The sequence below is a fragment of the Micromonospora sp. NPDC052213 genome (assembly GCF_040679695.1).
Lineage (GTDB): Bacteria > Actinomycetota > Actinomycetes > Mycobacteriales > Micromonosporaceae > Micromonospora.
This window is the reverse complement of sequence record NZ_JBFAVI010000011.1, coordinates 18,205-34,937: the sequence shown is the minus strand read 5'-3', so window position 1 is coordinate 34,937 and position 16,733 is coordinate 18,205. Positions and strand designations below refer to the sequence as shown.

Sequence of the window (16,733 nt, the reverse complement as noted above, 5' to 3'; positions counted from 1 at the left end):
ATGCGGGAGCGGACCGACCCGGCCAGCCTCACAGTCAGCGGAGCAGGTGGACGGCGGCCGGGACGGCGGTCACGGTCACCGGGAGGTCCAGCGCCCGCTCGCCGTCGGCGTACGTGGTGATGCCCTCGGCGCTCAACTCGACCGTACGGGCGCGGTAGCTGCGCACGAGCGGGTGCGCCACGTGGGTGCCCCGGTAGATGCGCGGCTTGACCCGCATCAGGGTGCGCCGGTCGAACCGGCCGCCCACCACCACGTCGAGCAGCCCGTCGGCGGGGTCCGCGTCGGGGCAGATCCGCATGCCGCCGCCGTAGCTGGCGCAGTTGCCCACCGCCACGATCACGGCGTCCACCTCGTGCGCCACCCCGTCGAGCCGCAGCGTGTAGCGGCGCGGGCGCAACCGGGCCAACTCCACCAGGATCGCCAGGTCGTAGCGGCGCGGCCCACGCGGCCGGCGCATCCGGTTGGCGCGCTCGTTGACGATCGCGTCGAAGCCGGCCGCGAGCACCGCGCCGTACCAGCGGCGCACGCCGTCGGCTCCCGTCAGCCGCGCCAGGTCCACCGGGTGGGTGCGGCCGTCGCGCAGCGCCGCCGTGATCACGTCGACGGCGGCGAGCGGGTCGGCCGGGAAGCCGGTGTCGACCGCGAAGTCGTTGCCGGTGCCGGCCGGCACCGGACCGAACGGCACCGCCGTGCCGGCGACAGCCTGCAACGCGCGGTGCACCGTGCCGTCGCCGCCCACCGCGACCAGGGCGGACGCGCCGTCGCCGACCGCCGCGTGGCAGGCCGCCTCGGCCTCGTCGGCGGTGTGCGCGTGCAGCAGGCGCACCGGCCGGCCGGCGGCCGCGAGCCGGTGCAGGACCTGCGGCAGCAGCCCCCGGTGCCGCCCTCGGCCGGCGGTCGGGTTGGCCAGCACGGCGACGGGTCCGCCGGCGGCGGAGGGGTGATCGTCTGCGGTCACGGCGAGCACCGTACCGCCACCCACCGGGGTGCCCACACCGCCCGCCCCGGCGACGGCGACACCGCCCGCCAGCCGCCGGAGGTGGGCGGCGACGTGGTGGCGTACACCGGCGAGGCCCCCGGCCAGATCGCCGCCGGCCCGGCCGCCGCGACCGGCGAGCACCCCGGGCGCTCCTGACATTTGTCACGGCCGACCGTGCGGCACGCATCAACCGTCATGACTGATCGCACTGGATCCACCATGGCCCGAACGGACAAACTCAGATCAGCCAGCAGGACCAAGGGATGGACCGAACAGCGGAGGGAGTGGTCACGGTGGACGATCGCTACGACAGCTACTGCGCCGCCGACCGGCTGTTCTACGACTCGCTCGGCAGCGCGGTCGAACAGCCCACCTTCGCGGCGGCCCGGCGGCCCGTGCCCGACGGCTGGCGCTCGGAGCCGCTCGACGACTGGCTCATCTACGCCCCCGAGGGCGGCACGCTGCCCCAGCAGGGCTGGAAGATCCACGTGTCGGCGACCCTGGCCAACGCCGAGCGGGTGCTGGACACCGTCTGGGACTACTGCGTCCCGCGGGGGCTGTCGTTCAAGTTTCTCCGCGGCCCGCGCACCCTGCTGCTGCGCAACGCCAAGTACGCCTCCCGCGGGGCCAGCGGCAAGTTCGTCACCGTCTATCCCCGCGACGACGCGGAGCTGGAGCTGGTCTGCAAGGAGCTGGACGCGCTGCTCGCCGGCGAACCCGGCCCGTACATCCTCAGCGACCTGCGCCACGGCGCCGGGCCGGTGTACGTGCGCTACGGCGGCTTCGCGGCCCGCTACTGCCACTCCCCCGACGGCCAGGTCGTCCCGGCGATCGAGGACGACACCGGCACCCTCGTGCCGGACCGCCGCGACCCCGTCTTCCACGTGCCGCCCTGGGTGACGCTGCCCGACTTCCTCGGCCCGCACCTGGCCGCCCGAAACGCCACCAGCACCGACGAGGTGCCGTACCGGATCGAGAAGGTCATCCACTTCTCCAACGGCGGCGGCCTCTACGTCGGACGGGACCTGCGCAGCGACACCCAGGTGGTGTTGAAGGAGGCCCGACCGCACGCCGGGCTGGACGCCGACGGCACCGACGCCGTCGCCCGGCTGGGCCGGGAGGCCGAGGCGCTGCGCCGCCTCGCCGACCTGCCGCAGGTGCCCCGGGTACACGACGAGTTCACCCTCGGCGAGCACCGCTTCCTCGCAATGGAGTTCGTCGAGGGCCGCGCGTTGAACAAGGTCCTGGTCGACCGGTACCCGCTGATCGACGCCGACGCCACGGCGGCCGACCGCGCCGACTACACCCGGTGGGCGCTGGACGTCCACCGGCAGGTCGAGGAGGTCGTGCTGGCCATCCACGAGCGCGGCCTCGTCTACGGCGACCTGCACCTGTTCAACGTCATGGTCCGCCCCGACGACCGGATCGCGCTGGTGGACTTCGAGGTCGCCGCCCCGATCGACGGACACCGCCGGCCGGGCCTGCGCAACCAGGGCTTCGCCGCGCCCCGGGACCGCACCGGTCCCGCCGTCGACCGGTACGCCCTGGCCTGCCTGCGGCTGGCGCTGTTCCTGCCGCTGACCCAGCTGCTCCGGCTGGCGCCGGCCAAGGCCGCGCACCTCGCCGACGTGGTCGCCGCCCACTTCCCGGTGCCGAGGAGGTTCCTCGACGCCGCCGTGGAGGAGATCACCGGCGCTCCCGCCGCCGCTTCGGCCGACACGACCGCCGCGACGGCCGACACGACCGGCGCGACGACCGGCGGACGGGCCGACGGAGCGGCGGACGACCTCGCCGTCGGCGTCGGATCCGCGTACCGCGACCGGCTCGCCCGGGCGATCCTCGCCAGCGCGACGCCCGACCGGGACGACCGGCTCTTCCCCGGCGACATCGAACAGTTCCGCAGCGGCGGGCTCAACCTCGCCCACGGCGCCGCCGGGGTCCTGTACGCCCTGCACGCCAGCGGCGCCGGGCGCTGGCCCGACCACGAGCAGTGGCTCGTACGCCGGGCCACGGCGCCCGCCTCCGGCACCCGGTGCGGCTTCTACGACGGCCTGCACGGCGTCGCGTACGCCCTGGAGCTGCTCGGCCGCCGGCAGGACGCCCTCGACGTGCTCGACATCTGTCTGCGGCAGCCGTCGGACGGGCTGGACCACAGCCTGGCCAGCGGCCTGTCCGGGATCGCGCTGAACCTCGCCGAGCTGGCCGGGCGCACCGGCGAGACGGCCCTGCGCGACGCGGCCTGGCGGGCCGCCGAGCGGGTCGTCGACCGGCTCGCCGACGACCCGGGGCCGGACGTCAGCGGCGGGCGGCACCCGTACGCCGGGCTGCTGCGCGGCCGGACCGGCCCGGCGCTGCTGCTGGTGCGGCTGCACGAGCTGACCGGCGACCCCGCCCTGCTGGAGCACGCCGCCACCGCCCTGCGCCAGGACCTGCGCCGCTGCGTGGTCCGCCCCGGCGGCGCGCTGGAGGTCAACGAGGGCTGGCGCACCATGCCCTACCTCGGGCAGGGCAGCGTCGGCATCGGACTCGTGCTCGACCAGTACCTGCGGCACCGTGCCGACGAACGGTTCGCCGAGGCCAGCGCCGGCGTGCGCCGCGCCGCCCGGTCCCCGTTCTACGCGCAGTCGGGCCTGTTCGCCGGTCGCGCCGGCATCGTCGCCTACCTCGCGGCGTACCCGGACGACCCGGAACGGCGCCGCGAGCGGGACGCCCAGGTGCGGCGGCTGGCCTGGCACGCCCTGCCGTACGGGGACGGGACCGCGTTCCCCGGCGAGCAGCTGCTGCGGCTGTCCATGGACCTCGGCACCGGCACCGCCGGCGTGCTGCTGGCGCTGGCCGCCGCGCGACGCGACGCGCCGGTGACCCTGCCGTTCCTCGCGCCCCTGGCGGGCGCCCCCGACTCCCTCGCCGACGCGAGGGCGACCGACCCCACCGACCAGCACGGAAGGAGGTGACACGACATGGCGCTTCTGGACCTCCAGGGCCTGGAGACGGCCCCCGCCGACCGCACCGGCGGCGGCAGCAACGCGAGCCTGCTGCTCTGCGGCGACAGCTCGCTGTCCATCACGACCTGCAACTGACCAGGTCGCCACGCGAGGCCCTGGGCGGGTAGACGTACCCGCCCAGGGCCGCACGTCTTTCCCGGGAGATCCGATGCGGACGCTGACCGGCTCCGACCGGCTGCTGCGCCGGGTGGTCCGCGACGGCGGCGGCTGGACGCTCCTGCTCGGGGCGGTCGCGGTCGCCGGCGCGGCCGCCGAACTGGCGCTTCCCGCGGCGCTCGGGCTCGCCGTCGACGCCGCCGTCGGCGGTCACGGCTCCTGGTGGCCCGCCGCCGCCTGCGGGCTGGTCGCCGTCCTCATGGTCACCGACGTCCTCGGCGACCTCGCCGGTGGGTACGGCGCGGCCCGCGCCACCGCCCTGCTGCGCCGGCGCCTGCTGCGGCACCTGTTCGCCTCCGACGTGCGCACCGTCCGCCGGTACCCGGTGGGCGACCTGGTCGGTCGGCTCGTCGGCCAGGCCGCCGACGCCGGGCAGGCCGGCACCGCCGTGGTGCTGGGCGTCGTCGCGCTGCTCCCCCCGGTCGGCAGCGTCGTGGCGCTCACCCTGATCGAGCCGCTGCTCGGCGTCACCCTCCTCGGCGGGCTGGCCCTGCTCGCGGTGCTCATGCGCGCGTTCGTCACCGACGCCTCCGCCGCCGTCGGCGGGTACCAGCGGGCGCTGGGTGCCATCGCGGGCCGGCTGCTGGAGGCGCTGGGCGGCGCCCGCACCATCGCCGCCGCCGCGACCGCCGACCGGGAACGCGACCGGGTGCTGGCGGCCCTGCCGGAACTGCGCGGGTACGGCCTGCTCGGCTGGCGGCTGCTGGCCCGGGCGAGCGCCCGCACCGCCGCCGTGGGGCCGCTGCTCCAGGTGGCCGTCGTGGCCGTCGGCGGGTACGCGCTCACCGCCGGCTGGCTCACCCCCGGTCAACTGGTCGCCGCGGTGCAGTACGCGGCCCTCGGCGCCGGGCTGGGCGCTGTGCTGGCCGCCCTCAACCGGCTCGTCCGCAGCCGCGCGGCGGCCGGCCGGATCGCCGAGCCGCTGGCCCACCCGGTACGCCGCGACGGCACCGAGCCGCTGCCGCCCGGCCGCGGCGAACTGCGGCTGCGGGCCGTCGGCGTCCGCGCCGCGGACGGCAGGGCGGTCCTCGACGGGGTCGACCTGAGCGTGCCGGCCGGCGCCACGGTGGCCGTCGTCGGGCGCTCCGGCGCCGGCAAGTCGACCCTCGCCGCGGTGGCCGGCCGGCTGCACGACCCGGACTCCGGCGAGGTGCTGCTCGACGGGCTGCCGCTGCGCCGGTTGCGCCCCGCCGCGCTGCGCCGGGCCGTCGGGCACGCCTTCGACCGGCCGGCCCTGGTCGGCGAGACGGTGCACGACGCGATCGGGCTCGCCCTGCCCGACGGGCCGGCACGCCCGCCCGCCGGCGGCGCCCCGGCCACCCCGGCCGTGCTGGCCGCGGCGCGGGCCGCGCAGGTCGCCGACGTCGTCGCCCGGCTGCCCGACGGGTTCCGGACCCGGCTGGTGGACGCGCCGCTGTCCGGGGGCGAGGCGCAGCGGCTGGGGCTGGCCCGCGCGTTCCCCGCCGAGCGGCTGCTGATCCTGGACGACGCGACGTCCAGCCTGGACACCGCCACCGAACACCGGATCGCCCAGGCGATGGCCGACGGCGCGCAGGGGCGTACGCGACTCGTGGTGACCCACCGCGCGAAGACGGCGGCGGCGGCCGACCTGGTCGCCTGGCTCGACGGCGGACGGCTGCGGGCCGTGGCGCCGCACCGGCGGCTGTGGGCCGACCCGGACTACCGGGCGGTCTTCGCGCCCGGTGGTGACGCCCCGTGAGCGGCGTACGCGGCACGACCTGGGGGGCGCTGCGCGCCCGTCGTCGGGCGCTGGGCCGGCTCGCCGCCTGGTCGGTGGCCGAGTCCCTGCCGGCGCTGCTCAGCGGGCTGCTCGTGGCCCGCGCGGTCGACCGGGGCTTCCTGGCCGGCCAGTTCGGCACCGGCCTGGCCTGGCTGGCCGGGCTCGCCGTGGCCGTGCTGGTCGGCGCGTCCGCCACCGGGCGGGTGTACCGCAGCCTCGGCGACGTGGTGGAGCCGTTCCGCGACGAGCTGGCGGCCAGGGTGGTGCACGCCGCGCTGCGCGACGCCACCCGGGCCGGCGGCCGGCCGGACAGCGCGGCCGTGGCCCGGCTGACCCACCAGGTGGAGGTCGTCCGGGACACCTTCGGCGGGCTGCTGCTGGTGGTCCGTGGGTTCCTGTTCACCGCCGGCGCGGCGCTGCTCGGCCTGCTCGCCCTGGCGCCACCGCTGGCGGGCGCGGTGGCCGCGCCGCTGCTGGTCGGGCTGGCGGTGTTCGCCGCGGCGCTGCCGGCGATGGTGGCGCACCAGCGGGCCCAGGTGGCCGCCGGGGAGGAACTCGGCCGGTCGGCGGCTTCCGCGCTGGCCGGGCACCGCGACGTGGTCGCCTGCGGCGCGCAGGACCGGGTCGTGGCCGGGGTCGCCCGGCGGGTCTCGGCGCAGGCCGACGCCGAGCGGACGCTGGCCCGGATGGCGGCGCTGCGCAGCCTCAGCCTCGGGCTCGGCGGCTGGCTGCCGGTGGTGGTGCTGCTGCTGGCCGCGCCGTGGCTGGTGCGGCAGGGGCTCAGCACCGGCGCCGTGCTGGGCGCGCTGGTCTATGTCACCACCGGCCTGCAGCCGGCGCTGCACGCGGTCGTGCAGGGCGTGGGCGGCGGCGGCCTGCGCTACGCCGTCACCCTCGACCGGATCCTGCGCACCTGCCCACCGCCCGGACCGGCGCCGCGCCCACCCGCCGTGGCCGGCCCGCCGCCGTGCCGCGCCGACCCGGTGGCCGCCCCGCCCGCGGTCCGGCTGCGCGGGCTGACGTTCCGGTACGGCCCGCACGCCCGGCCCGTCCTGGTGGACCTCACCCTGACCGTGGCCCACGGCGAGCACCTGGCGGTGGTGGGGCCCAGCGGCGCTGGCAAGTCCACGCTGGCCGCCCTGGTCGCCGGGCTGGTGCCGCCGGAATCCGGCACGGTGCACCTGGCCGGCACGCCCGTCGCCACCACCCCGCCCGAGGCGCTGGCCCGGCTGCGGGTGCTGGTGCCGCAGGAGGCGTACGTGCGCAGCGGCACCCTCGCCGACAACCTGCGCTACCTGCATCCCGAGGTGGACGACGCGACCGTGGCGGCCGCCGTGGACGACCTCGGGGCCCGTCCCCTCGTGACCCGCCTCGGGGGGCTCGACGCCGAGATCGACCCCGCCGCCCTGTCCGCCGGGGAACGGCAGCTCGTCGCCGCGGTCCGGGCATACCTGGCCCCGGCGCCGCTGGTGATCCTCGACGAGGCGACGTGCCACCTGGACCCGACGCTGGAGGCGACCGTCGAGCGCGCCTTCGCCCGCCGCCCCGGCACGCTGGTGGTGATCGCGCACCGGATCAGCTCGGCGACCCGCGCCCGCCGGGTGCTGGTGTTCGACGGCGACCGGCCGCTCGTCGGCACCCACGACGATCTGCTGGTCCGCTCCCCCACGTACCGCGAACTGGTCGGCCACTGGCAGGACGTCGCACCGCCGGCCCGCGTGCCTCTCGGCCGGGTGTGACCGCCCGCGTGGCCGGTCACGCCCGGGACGCCACCGGCGATGCCGGATCGTGGTGGGATGCGGCTCCGCGCCGCACGGTCCGTGCCGGGTCCCGATCGTGGTTGGAGACGGCGCCGTCAGATCCAGCCGGCCTCGCGGGCGACCCGCACCGCCTCCACCCTGGTGCGCGCGCCCGCCTTGCGGGTGATCCGCCCGAGGTGGTTGCGCACGGTCCCCGGCGAGAGGCCGAGCATCCGGGCGATCTCCACGACCGGCGCCCCGGCCGCCGTCAGGTCGAGGATCTCGGTCTCCCGCACGGTCAGCGGGCTGTCCCGGACCAGCGCCGCCATCACCAGGTCGGCGTCGATCACCGACTCCCGCCGGGCCAGCCGCCGGACCCCGTCCACCACCCGCTGCGGAGCGACGTCGTTGCCGAGGATGCCGACGGTCCGCCCCGGCGTGAGGACCCGGTGCAGGCTGCGCGCGCGGCGGCGGTCGGCGAGCACCAGCAGGGGGCACTGCCCGGCCACCCCCGCCCCGACGAGATCGAGGTCGACGACCGCCACGTCGGGGCGCTGCGCCCGGACCGCCGGCGGGAGGGCGTCCTCCCGGTCCAGCTCCGCCACCACACTGATGTCATCCTCGGCGGCGAGGACGAGCGAAAGGGCGCCACGGACCAGGGCACCGTCGAGGGCCAGCAGGGTACGGATCACCGTTGACCTTCCCGAGCGTCGTCAGACCGAGCACGACCGTCCGCATTCAAACACGTACCGAGCGGCGCCGCTCGGTTCAGGCGCCGCGCGCTGTTCCGCGCGCAGCGCGGAGAGAAAGCCCTGTCCTCCGGGGCGGCGGAGATCGTCAGATCCAGCCGTCGCGGCGGGCGCGCCACACCGCCTCCATCCGGTTGCGGGCGCCCGTCTTGCGCATGACCGCCGACAGGTGGTTGCGCACCGTGCCGTGCGCGAGGAACAGCCGGCGGGCGATCTCCTTGAGCGGCAGGCCCTCGGCGGCCACCCGCAGCACCTCCACCTCCCGACGGGTCAACGGGCTGGACGGGGGTCGAAGCGCCGTCACGGCGGCCGCCGCGTCGATGACCTTCCCGCCGGCGGCGAGTTCCCGGACGGCCTCGACCAGCGCCTCGAGCGACGCGTCCTTGCCGACCAGGCCGCGTACCCCGGCGGCCAGCAGGTCCCCGACCGCGGCCTGGCTCCACCGGCGACCCATGCCCAGCACGGCCGTCTCGGGCGCCGTGCCGATGATCTCGGCGACCACCTCGACCGGCTGCGGTGCGTCCGGCGCCAGGTCCACGACTACCACGTCGGGCCGGTGCCGGCGCACCACGGCGGACAGCTCCGCCACCCCGGCCACCTCGGCAGCGACCTCGATGTCCTCCTGGCTCGACAGCGCGGCGCACAGCGCGGTGCGCAGCAGCCCCATCTCCTCGGCAACGACAACGCGGATCAACGCGTGGCTCCGATCTCGGGTACGCGGTGGCGACCGAGTCCCCTGGACGGGACTGTGCGGGCCGGCCGCGTGGACGGATTGTGGGGTCCCGCCCGCGACGTCGGACGTGGCGACGGTCACGGGCACGGTGTGACCACGCGCCGGGCGGTGCGACCGGACGGGCCGGACGACCGCGCGGGCGGGTCCGCCGGAACTCAGTCGGGGCGTGCGCTCACACGGTGGAGCCGGTCGCCGGATGCCACCGCTGGCGCTGTGGGGACGGCCACGCCGGGCCGAGAGCAGCACGGGCGTAGGGCCGCGCGCCCCGCCCGGCGGCCCTCAGCGGGGCGGTCGACCGGGCGACGGGCAGCCGGCGCCGCCCGGCGAGGGGGGCGGCCCCCGGCGCGGCGACGGGCGGAGGACGGAACGTCGGGCGACGCACTGGGCAGCGACCTCCCCGTGTCGGGAACGTCGACACATCGTAAAGACGCGATCACCCGACCGCATCTTGTGAACGCCTGGTGACAGATTGCCGACTGGATCGCTCACGACGGGGGTGGCGTGCGCTAGGCGCGCCGACGCCGGGCACCGGCCCGAAACGACACCAGCCCCCGGCGAAGGGGGCTGGTGTCGTACGGCGGATGGTGCGGTCGAGCCGCGATCAGGTCATGTCGTCGTAGCGGCGGTCGATCGGCGCCGGCGCGGCGACCGGCTCCGGGGCAGCGACCGGGGAGCTGGCGTCGACCCGCTGCCCGGCCTCGACCGGCTCCGGCTCGAACTCCAGCGGCGACACCTCGTCGTCGTCGATGCCGGCGTAGATCTCCTTGCCGCGGCCCTTGCGCTTGTCGTTGAGGTACGCAACACCGACGGCGGCGAAGTAGAGCGCGCAGAGGCAGATCGCCAGCGCCGTCATCCCGAACGGGTCGGGCGTCGGGGTGACCACCGCGGAGAAGGCGAAGAAGACGAAGACCGCCACCCGCCACCAGCCCAGCAGCCGCTTCGCGCTGGCGATGCCGACGAAGTTGAGCATCAACACCAGCAGCGGGAACTCGAACGCCACCCCGAACAGCAGAATCAGGTTCGTCACGAACGAGACGTACCTGGTGATGTCCAGCGTCGTGTTGATGTCGCTGCCGGAGATGTCCAGCAGGAACTCCAGGCCCTTCGCGGTCACGAAGTACGCCAGCACCGCCCCGGCGGCGAACAGCGGCGCCGCCAGCCCGGTGAAGACGTACGCGTAGCGCCGCTCGTGCCGGTGCAGGCCCGGCGCGATGAACGCCCAGAGCTGATAGAGCCAGACGGGCGCGGCGATGATCAGCCCGACCCACAGACCGATCTTCAGGTTCAGCAGGAACAGGTCGGCCGGGCCGAGCTGGACGAAGTCGCACGCGCCGTTCGTCGTCTGCGCCTGCGGCAGGTCACAGTACGGCCGCTTGAGCACGTTCAGCACCGGCCCGGCGAGCCAGATGCCGAAACCGAACCCGACCAGGATCGCCAGCGACGCCTTGAACAGCCGGTTACGCAGCTCGCGGATGTGCTCGACCAGCGTCATCGAGCCGTCGGCGGCCCGCTCGAAGTTGCTCGGACCGCGCTTACGGAGAGCGAAGGCCACGGGTCTCGGGCCCTCGGTCAGTTGTCGCGGACGCGGTGCACCGGGTCAACGACCGGCTGCTGCTGCGGCGCGGCCTGGTGAGGCGCCTGCTGCGGAGCCTGCTGACCGGTGTGCGGCGGAAGCGGCTGGTAGCCGGCCTGCGCGTCGGCCTTCTCGGCGAGGTCGCGGTCGTCGTCGTGCAGGCTCTTGGTCTCGGCCTTGATGATCCGCAGCGACCGGCCCAGCGAACGGGCCGCGTCGGGGAGCCGCTTCGCGCCGAAGAGCAGGATCAGCACGACCACGAGTACGGCGATGTGCCACGGCTTGAGGGCACCCATGGGAAGCTCCAGTCGCTCTGTGTCGTCGTGAGGGGTGTACCGCAGCCATCGTACGTGCGCCGACGGCCGTTGCCACCCGCCGGGTTCGTCCCGGCCGGTGAAGTCTTGACCAACCCGGGATGTCCCGTCAACACTCCCCAGACGGATCGTTCCTGCGCGGTACCGGACCGGATCGCGCAGGGACGCGACACCGATCGATCAACCGCCGCGCTTGGCCTTGATCAGCTCGACTCGCCGGTGGGTAACGTCGAGCTGCTGCTGGAGGGCCTCGGCCCGCTGCTGGAGGGCCTCCGCGGTGTCCCGCAGCGCCTCCGCCTCCGTCGCCCGGCGCTGCAGGGCGACGGCCGCACGGCGCAGCCGGGGCAGCCGCGCCAGCACCGGCCGGACGGCCAGGGCCAACACGACGAGCGCGAACAGCACCACCGCGAGCACGATCCACTTCACCACGGCGGCCAGCCTACTGGGTGCCCGCGGTCACCGCCGGGTCGGCCAAGGGCACCGCCGGCGGCGTGTCCGACCCGTCCGCCGGGCGCCGGGGCACGGCCGGGGTCGGCGTCGCGTACGCGTCGAGCGCGGCGGTCGCCGCGGCCCGGACCTGCTCGGCCAGCTCGGCCGGGGCGACCACGGCGACGTCCGGCCCCAGCCCCAGCACGAAGCGGCGGGCCCAGCCCAGGTCGGTGACCCGCAGCGAGACCAGCCACTGGTCGCCGACGCCGGCCTCGACCCGCTCGCACGGGTAGTACTCGGTGATCCACCGCTCGCCCCGGCCGACCCGCAGGGTGATCAACGGCAGGTCCGGCGAGGGCCGGAACACGCCGTCGGTGAGATCGTGCGGGCGGGCCTGCGGCGGCACCGTCGCCGGCTCGTCCAGCTCGGTGACCGCGTCGATCCGGTCGGCCCGGAACAGCCGCACCGCCTCCGCCCGGCGGCACCACGCCTCCACGTACGCCCGGCCACCGACCATCAGCATCCGCAGCGGATCGACGACGCGGTCCGTGCTCTCGTCCCGCGCCGCCGTGTAGTAGGTGATGCGCAGCGCCCGGCCGCTCTCGACGGCGGCCCGCAGCTCCTGCACCCGACGGGTGTCGGCGGGCAGCCGGACCTCGACGGGCGCGGCCACCAGGTCGCCGGCCGCATTCTCGATCTTGGCGAGGGCCCGCTCCACGGCGTCCCGGTTGGCCACCCCGGGCGTCTCGGCGAGCATCCGCAGCGCCACCACCAGCGCGAGGGCCTCGTCGGGGGTGAGCCGCAGCGGCCGGTCGATGCCGGCGTCGTAGGTGATGGTCACCCGGTCGCCGTCGAAGGCCATGTCGATCAGGTCGCCCGGGCCGTAGCCGGGCAGCCCGCACACCCACAGCAGCTCCAGGTCCTCACGCAGCTGCCGCTCGGTGACGCCCAGGTCACCGGCGGCCTCGGCGATCTCGATGCCGGGCCGGGCGAGCAGGTAGGGCACCAGGTTCAGCAGCCGGGCCAGCCGGTCGGCCGACGCGCGGGAGCCGCCACGGGCGGCCGGCCGGGTCACCGGGCACCCCCGGCGACGGCGAGGTCGTCGTGCCGCGCCGCGATCTCCTTGAGCCGCTGGATGACCGCCTCCCGCACCTCGGGCGGGTCGAGCACCCGCACGTCCGGACCGTAGCCGACGAGCTGGCCGGCGAGGACGTCCACGTCGGCGTACGGCAGGACGAGCCGGTCGCCGTCGGGCCCGGTGGTGACGCCGACCGCCCAGCGGCGCAGCCCGGCGGCGCGGCCCGGGGCGGCCAGCACGGTGGCCCGCCCGGTGCGCTCCACCGGCCCCGACCAGCGGGCCACGTGACTGATCAGGTCGACCCCGGCCGGCGGCTCGTAGCCGCCCGGCGCGCCCGTCACCCGGACCGCGCCGACCACCCGCGACAGCCGGAAGCAGCGGGTCGCCTCGCGGTCGAGGTCGTGGCCGACCACGTACCACCGGCCCCGCCAGCAGACCACACCCCACGGCTGCAACCGGCGGCGGTTCGGCTCGTCGCGGTCGGGCACCCGGTAGTCGAAGGCGACCTCCCGCCGGTCCCGGGCGGCGGCGGTGAGCGGCGCGAACGCCGGGTCCACCGTCACCATCGGCTCCAGGCCCAGCGTGGCCTGCGGGTCCACGTCGACGCCGGCGGCGCGCAGCTTCGCCAGCCCGGAGGAGGCGGCGGCGGCCAGCCCGGCGTGCTGCCACAGCCGCGCGGCGATGCCCACCGCGGCGGCCTCGTCCGGTTCGAGGGGAATGTCCGGCAGCGCGTACTCGCGGTGGGCGATCCGGTAGCCGGGCTCCGCGTCGAAGACGCTCGCCGTCCCGGTCTCCAGCGGCACGCCCAGCTCACGCAGCTCGGCCTTGTCCCGCTCGAACTTACGCTGGAACGCCTCGTGGTCGCGCGCGTCCTCCGGATCGTGCTCGTAGCCGGGCACGGTCGCGGCGATCTGCGCGGCGGTCAGGAACCGTCGCGTGGACAGCAGGCAGATCACCAGGTTGACCAGGCGTTCGGTGCGGGTCCGCGACACGGGTAGACGCTAGCAGCCCGCGCTCCGGGCACGTGCACCCACGCGGGTACCACGTGGGTCGCGTCGCACGGCCCCGCGTCCGGTCAGCCCGCACGGCACGCCCGGCGGTCATACAGTGGCCTGGTGGCGCGGCCGGAAGTCAAGACGGAAAGCGTCGGCACCGTCGTGGTCGCCGGGGCCGCCAACCTCGCCATCGCCGTCGCCAAGCTGATCGCCGGGCTGATCTCCGGATCGGCGGCGATGCTCTCCGAGGCCGTGCACTCCGTCGCCGACACCACCACCGAGGTGCTGCTCTACCTCGCGCTGCGGCGCGGGGCGCGCCCGGCAGACGCCCGCCACCCGTTCGGGTACGGGAAGGAGAGCTACGTCTGGGCCTTCCTGGCGGCGGTGTTCACGTTCGTCGCCGGCGCCGGCTTCGCCATCACCCACGGCGTCACCACCATCCTGGTGCACGAGCACAGGAACGACTACCTGGCCGCGTACGTCGTGCTGGCCGTGTCGTTCGCCATCGAGTCGGTCTCGCTGGCCCGCGCCGTACGCCAGATCCGCACCGAGTCCCTGCAGTTGCACACCACACCACGCCGGTTCCTGCGGCTGACCGCCGACCCCGCCGTCAAGGCGGTGTTCTTCGAGGACGCCGCGGCCCTGATCGGGTTGGTGCTGGCCGCCGTCGGGCTGGCCCTGTCCCAGCTCACCGGCGAGGAGCTGTGGGACGGCCTGGCCTCCATCCTGATCGGGGTGCTGCTGCTCGTGGTCGCCACCGTCCTGGCCCGCAGCAACATCTCGCTGCTGGTCGGTCGGGCGGTGCCGGAGCGGGTGCACCGCGAGATCGCCGGCGAACTCGCCGGGCTGGCCACCGTGCGCCGACTCGACACGCTGCTGACCATGCAGCTCGGCCCGGCCGACGTCCTGGTCGCCGCGAAGCTGGACTTCGACGACGAGGCGAGCGGCGCGACCATCGAGGCGGTTGCCGACGAGGCCGAGCGCCGCCTCACCGCCCGCTACCCGCAGATCCGGTACGTCTTCCTCGACCCCACCGGCGCCCCACGCGGCGACGCCCGGCGGCCGGACACCCCCACCGACTGACCGCCCTGCCGTCCCCGGGCCGGGCCGCCCTGCTTTCTCCAGCCCCACACACACGGCGCGGTTGCCCGGCCGCCCCCGGGCGCGGCCGGCCAGGGCGGCGACGCTAGCGTGCCGGGCATGGTGCGATGGCGGTCCGGAACGGTGACGGCGCTGCGGCGGCAGTGGACCGGGGCGGTGGAACTCGACGTCGACCTGCCCGACGGCGCCACGGTCCGCGCCCTGGCCTACCCCGAACTGGTCGGGCGACCCGAACCCGGCGACCGGGTGCTGCTCAACGCCGGCGCGCTGCTGATGGGCCTCGGCACCGGCGGGTACGCCCTGGTCGTGGCACTGCCCGACCGGCTGCCGCCGGACCCGCCACAGGCCCTCGACACCCGCGACGCCGGTCACCTCGTCAAGGCCCGCTACACCCCGCTGCAGCCGATCCTGCTCGGCGTCGACGAGGAGGCGTCCCCGCACCGCGAGGTCCTGGCCGCCGCCGACGACCTGGGCGGCCTGCCGGTCGTCACCGCCGACCTGCACTCCGCGCTGCCGGCGATCCTGGCCGGCATCCACGCCGACGCCCCGGACGCCCGGGTGGCGTACGTGCTGACCGACGGCGGGGCGCTGCCCGCCTGGTTCTCCCGCACCCTCGCCGGGCTGCGCGACCACCTCGCCGGCACGGTCAGCGTCGGCCAGGCGTTCGGCGGCGACCTGGAGGCGAGCACCGTGCACAGCGGCCTGCTGGCCGCCCGCCACGTCCTGGGCGCCGACGTGGCGATCGTCGCCCAGGGACCCGGCAACCTCGGCACCGGCACCCGGTGGGGCTTCTCCGGCGTCGCCGTCGGCGAGGCCGTCAACGCCGTCGCCACGCTGGGCGGGCGCCCGGTCGGGTCGCTGCGGATCTCCGACGCCGACCCCCGGCCCCGCCACCGGGGCGTGTCGCACCACAGCCTCACCGCGTACGGCCGGGTGGCCCTCGCCCCCGCCGAACTGGTCGTGCCCGACGGACTGGACCCGGCGCTGGCCCGCGAGGTGGACGCCGCGCTGGCCCCCCTCGCGGTGCGGCACACCGTCGTCCGGGTGCCCACCGACGGGCTCGACGCCGCGCTGCGGGCGACGCCGGTGCCGCTGTCCACCATGGGCCGGGGCCTCGACGCCGACCACGCGTACTTCCTGGCCGCCGCCGCAGCCGGCCGGCACGCCGCCCGCCTGCTGACCTGACCCGGCCCGCGCCCGACCCGGACGCCCGACGACAGACGTGCCCGGCGGCCGGCTTCAGGTCGCCAGGTAGCCCTGCCGCACGATGCGCTCGGCGGCCTTCTCGTACACCGCCGGGTCGTCCGGGACCAGGGTGCCCAACCCGTCCACGTAGCGGTTGTACATGCAGAACGCCGCCGCGATCAGGACCGTGTCGTGGATCTCCAGGTCCGTCGCGCCGGCACCCCGGGCGGCCTCCACCAGGTCCACCGTCACGTCCCGGCCGCTGCGCTGCACGGCCTCGGCGATGCGCAGCAGCGCCCGCAGCTTGTCGCTGACCTCCGCGTCCACCGGATCGACGAGGACCCGGTCCACCAGCGGCATGCCGGAGGGGAGCTGCGCCGCCGCGAAGGCGGAGTGCGTCGCGCAGCAGAAGCGGCACTCGTTCAGCCCCGACACGTACGCCGCGATCAGCTCCCGCTCCCCCGGCGTCAGCGTCGGGTGCGGGGCGCGCAGCAACGCCTCCGCCAGCGCGTTGAGGGGCTTGGCCGTCTCCGGCCGGAACCGCATCGGGCCCCGGATGCCCGGATGCTCCCGCTCGTCGATACCGAGGTCGATGTGTGCGATGACGTCACCATCCCTTGCCGCCGCGGCGGGGCGTGCCCGGTCCACGGACCGACAACGCCGAACGGGACGATCGTCCCAGCACCGCCGGGCCGAGGCCACTTCGAGCTTGCGGTGCCGCCGGGGCCGCGTCAGGCCGTGACGACCAGCGCCGCCGGGCCCGGTCAGGCCATGAAGATCAGGGTGAGCCAGGCGCCCACGATCAGCACCAGCGCGAGCGCCAGCACCCAGGTCGGCACCGTGTACTCGCCGCGCCGGTTGCGCTCGATCTCGGCGCGGATCTTCTCGCGGCGGCGCTCGACCCAGTTCTGCCGCGCCCGGCCGCTGTCAGGAGGTTCGGAAGTCGTCATGGCGCG

The 16,733-nt window shown here is 76.0% G+C and carries 17 protein-coding genes; 7 read left to right on the top strand and 10 right to left on the bottom strand.

Features of this window, described 5'->3' with window-relative positions:
- Positions 1 to 34: 34 nt before the first annotated feature.
- Complete coding sequence (locus AB0L34_RS05145; protein ID WP_363702063.1) at positions 35 to 967, bottom strand: diacylglycerol kinase family protein; 933 nt, start codon at positions 965 to 967, stop codon at positions 35 to 37.
- On the opposite strand from AB0L34_RS05145, the gene AB0L34_RS05140 reads away from it, so the two are divergent.
- The 5 genes from AB0L34_RS05140 to AB0L34_RS05120 all read left to right on the top strand — a co-directional run bounded on the left by AB0L34_RS05140 (position 941) and on the right by AB0L34_RS05120 (position 7,620).
- Positions 941 to 1,135 (top strand): hypothetical protein, encoded by a 195-nt coding sequence (locus AB0L34_RS05140; protein WP_363702067.1) that lies wholly within the window; start codon positions 941 to 943, stop codon positions 1,133 to 1,135. The genes AB0L34_RS05145 and AB0L34_RS05140 overlap by 27 nt on opposite strands.
- A 107-nt stretch (positions 1,136 to 1,242) precedes the next feature.
- Positions 1,243 to 3,933, top strand: coding sequence for a class III lanthionine synthetase LanKC (gene lanKC / locus AB0L34_RS05135; RefSeq protein ID WP_363701995.1), 2,691 nt, complete (start codon positions 1,243 to 1,245; stop codon positions 3,931 to 3,933).
- Positions 3,934 to 3,939: 6 nt separating this feature from the next.
- Complete coding sequence (locus AB0L34_RS05130) at positions 3,940 to 4,059, top strand: SapB/AmfS family lanthipeptide (RefSeq protein WP_363701993.1); 120 nt, start codon at positions 3,940 to 3,942, stop codon at positions 4,057 to 4,059.
- Positions 4,060 to 4,132: 73 nt separating this feature from the next.
- Positions 4,133 to 5,860, top strand: coding sequence for an ABC transporter ATP-binding protein (locus AB0L34_RS05125; protein WP_363701991.1), 1,728 nt, complete (start codon positions 4,133 to 4,135; stop codon positions 5,858 to 5,860).
- Positions 5,857 to 7,620 carry an ABC transporter ATP-binding protein gene (locus tag AB0L34_RS05120; protein WP_363701989.1) on the top strand — a complete coding sequence of 588 codons (1,764 nt, stop codon included), beginning with the start codon at positions 5,857 to 5,859 and terminating at the stop codon, positions 7,618 to 7,620. The genes AB0L34_RS05125 and AB0L34_RS05120 overlap by 4 nt, the downstream gene beginning before the upstream one ends.
- A 116-nt stretch (positions 7,621 to 7,736) precedes the next feature.
- Here AB0L34_RS05120 and AB0L34_RS05115 read toward each other — a convergent pair whose 3' ends face one another.
- The 7 genes from AB0L34_RS05115 to AB0L34_RS05085 all read right to left on the bottom strand — a co-directional run bounded on the left by AB0L34_RS05115 (position 7,737) and on the right by AB0L34_RS05085 (position 13,488).
- Positions 7,737 to 8,312 carry a response regulator transcription factor gene (locus AB0L34_RS05115; RefSeq protein ID WP_350704252.1) on the bottom strand — a complete coding sequence of 192 codons (576 nt, stop codon included), beginning with the start codon at positions 8,310 to 8,312 and terminating at the stop codon, positions 7,737 to 7,739.
- Between the two features lie 145 nt (positions 8,313 to 8,457).
- On the bottom strand, positions 8,458 to 9,063 hold the full coding sequence (locus tag AB0L34_RS05110) for a response regulator transcription factor (RefSeq protein WP_363701987.1): 606 nt from the start codon (positions 9,061 to 9,063) through the stop codon (positions 8,458 to 8,460).
- Positions 9,064 to 9,703: 640 nt separating this feature from the next.
- The gene (gene tatC, locus AB0L34_RS05105) at positions 9,704 to 10,654 is read right to left on the bottom strand and encodes a twin-arginine translocase subunit TatC (protein WP_363701985.1); all 951 of its coding nucleotides are present in this window, start codon (positions 10,652 to 10,654) and stop codon (positions 9,704 to 9,706) included.
- Between the two features lie 17 nt (positions 10,655 to 10,671).
- Complete coding sequence (tatA, locus tag AB0L34_RS05100; RefSeq protein ID WP_363701983.1) at positions 10,672 to 10,971, bottom strand: Sec-independent protein translocase subunit TatA; 300 nt, start codon at positions 10,969 to 10,971, stop codon at positions 10,672 to 10,674.
- Positions 10,972 to 11,169: 198 nt separating this feature from the next.
- A complete protein-coding gene (locus tag AB0L34_RS05095) occupies positions 11,170 to 11,418 on the bottom strand; it encodes a hypothetical protein (protein ID WP_357456897.1) in 249 nt (82 codons plus the stop codon).
- Positions 11,419 to 11,428: 10 nt separating this feature from the next.
- Positions 11,429 to 12,493: a YafY family protein gene (locus AB0L34_RS05090; protein ID WP_363701981.1), complete on the bottom strand. Its 1,065-nt coding sequence runs from the start codon at positions 12,491 to 12,493 to the stop codon at positions 11,429 to 11,431.
- Positions 12,490 to 13,488, bottom strand: coding sequence for a WYL domain-containing protein (locus AB0L34_RS05085; RefSeq protein ID WP_363701979.1), 999 nt, complete (start codon positions 13,486 to 13,488; stop codon positions 12,490 to 12,492). Before AB0L34_RS05085 ends, AB0L34_RS05090 begins: the two co-directional genes overlap by 4 nt.
- 123 nt (positions 13,489 to 13,611) lie before the next feature.
- Here AB0L34_RS05085 and AB0L34_RS05080 point away from each other — a divergent pair, with 123 nt between their 5' ends.
- The gene (locus tag AB0L34_RS05080) at positions 13,612 to 14,574 is read left to right on the top strand and encodes a cation diffusion facilitator family transporter (RefSeq protein ID WP_363701977.1); all 963 of its coding nucleotides are present in this window, start codon (positions 13,612 to 13,614) and stop codon (positions 14,572 to 14,574) included.
- A gap of 117 nt (positions 14,575 to 14,691) precedes the next feature.
- Positions 14,692 to 15,777 carry a DUF3866 family protein gene (locus AB0L34_RS05075; protein ID WP_363701975.1) on the top strand — a complete coding sequence of 362 codons (1,086 nt, stop codon included), beginning with the start codon at positions 14,692 to 14,694 and terminating at the stop codon, positions 15,775 to 15,777.
- A 54-nt stretch (positions 15,778 to 15,831) separates the two neighbouring features.
- Here AB0L34_RS05075 and AB0L34_RS05070 read toward each other — a convergent pair whose 3' ends face one another.
- Both AB0L34_RS05070 and AB0L34_RS05065 read right to left on the bottom strand, forming a co-directional pair.
- Positions 15,832 to 16,380 (bottom strand): peroxidase-related enzyme, encoded by a 549-nt coding sequence (locus AB0L34_RS05070; protein WP_363702061.1) that lies wholly within the window; start codon positions 16,378 to 16,380, stop codon positions 15,832 to 15,834.
- 161 nt (positions 16,381 to 16,541) lie between these two features.
- Complete coding sequence (locus tag AB0L34_RS05065) at positions 16,542 to 16,727, bottom strand: hypothetical protein (protein ID WP_350704269.1); 186 nt, start codon at positions 16,725 to 16,727, stop codon at positions 16,542 to 16,544.
- Positions 16,728 to 16,733: the final 6 nt, after the last annotated feature.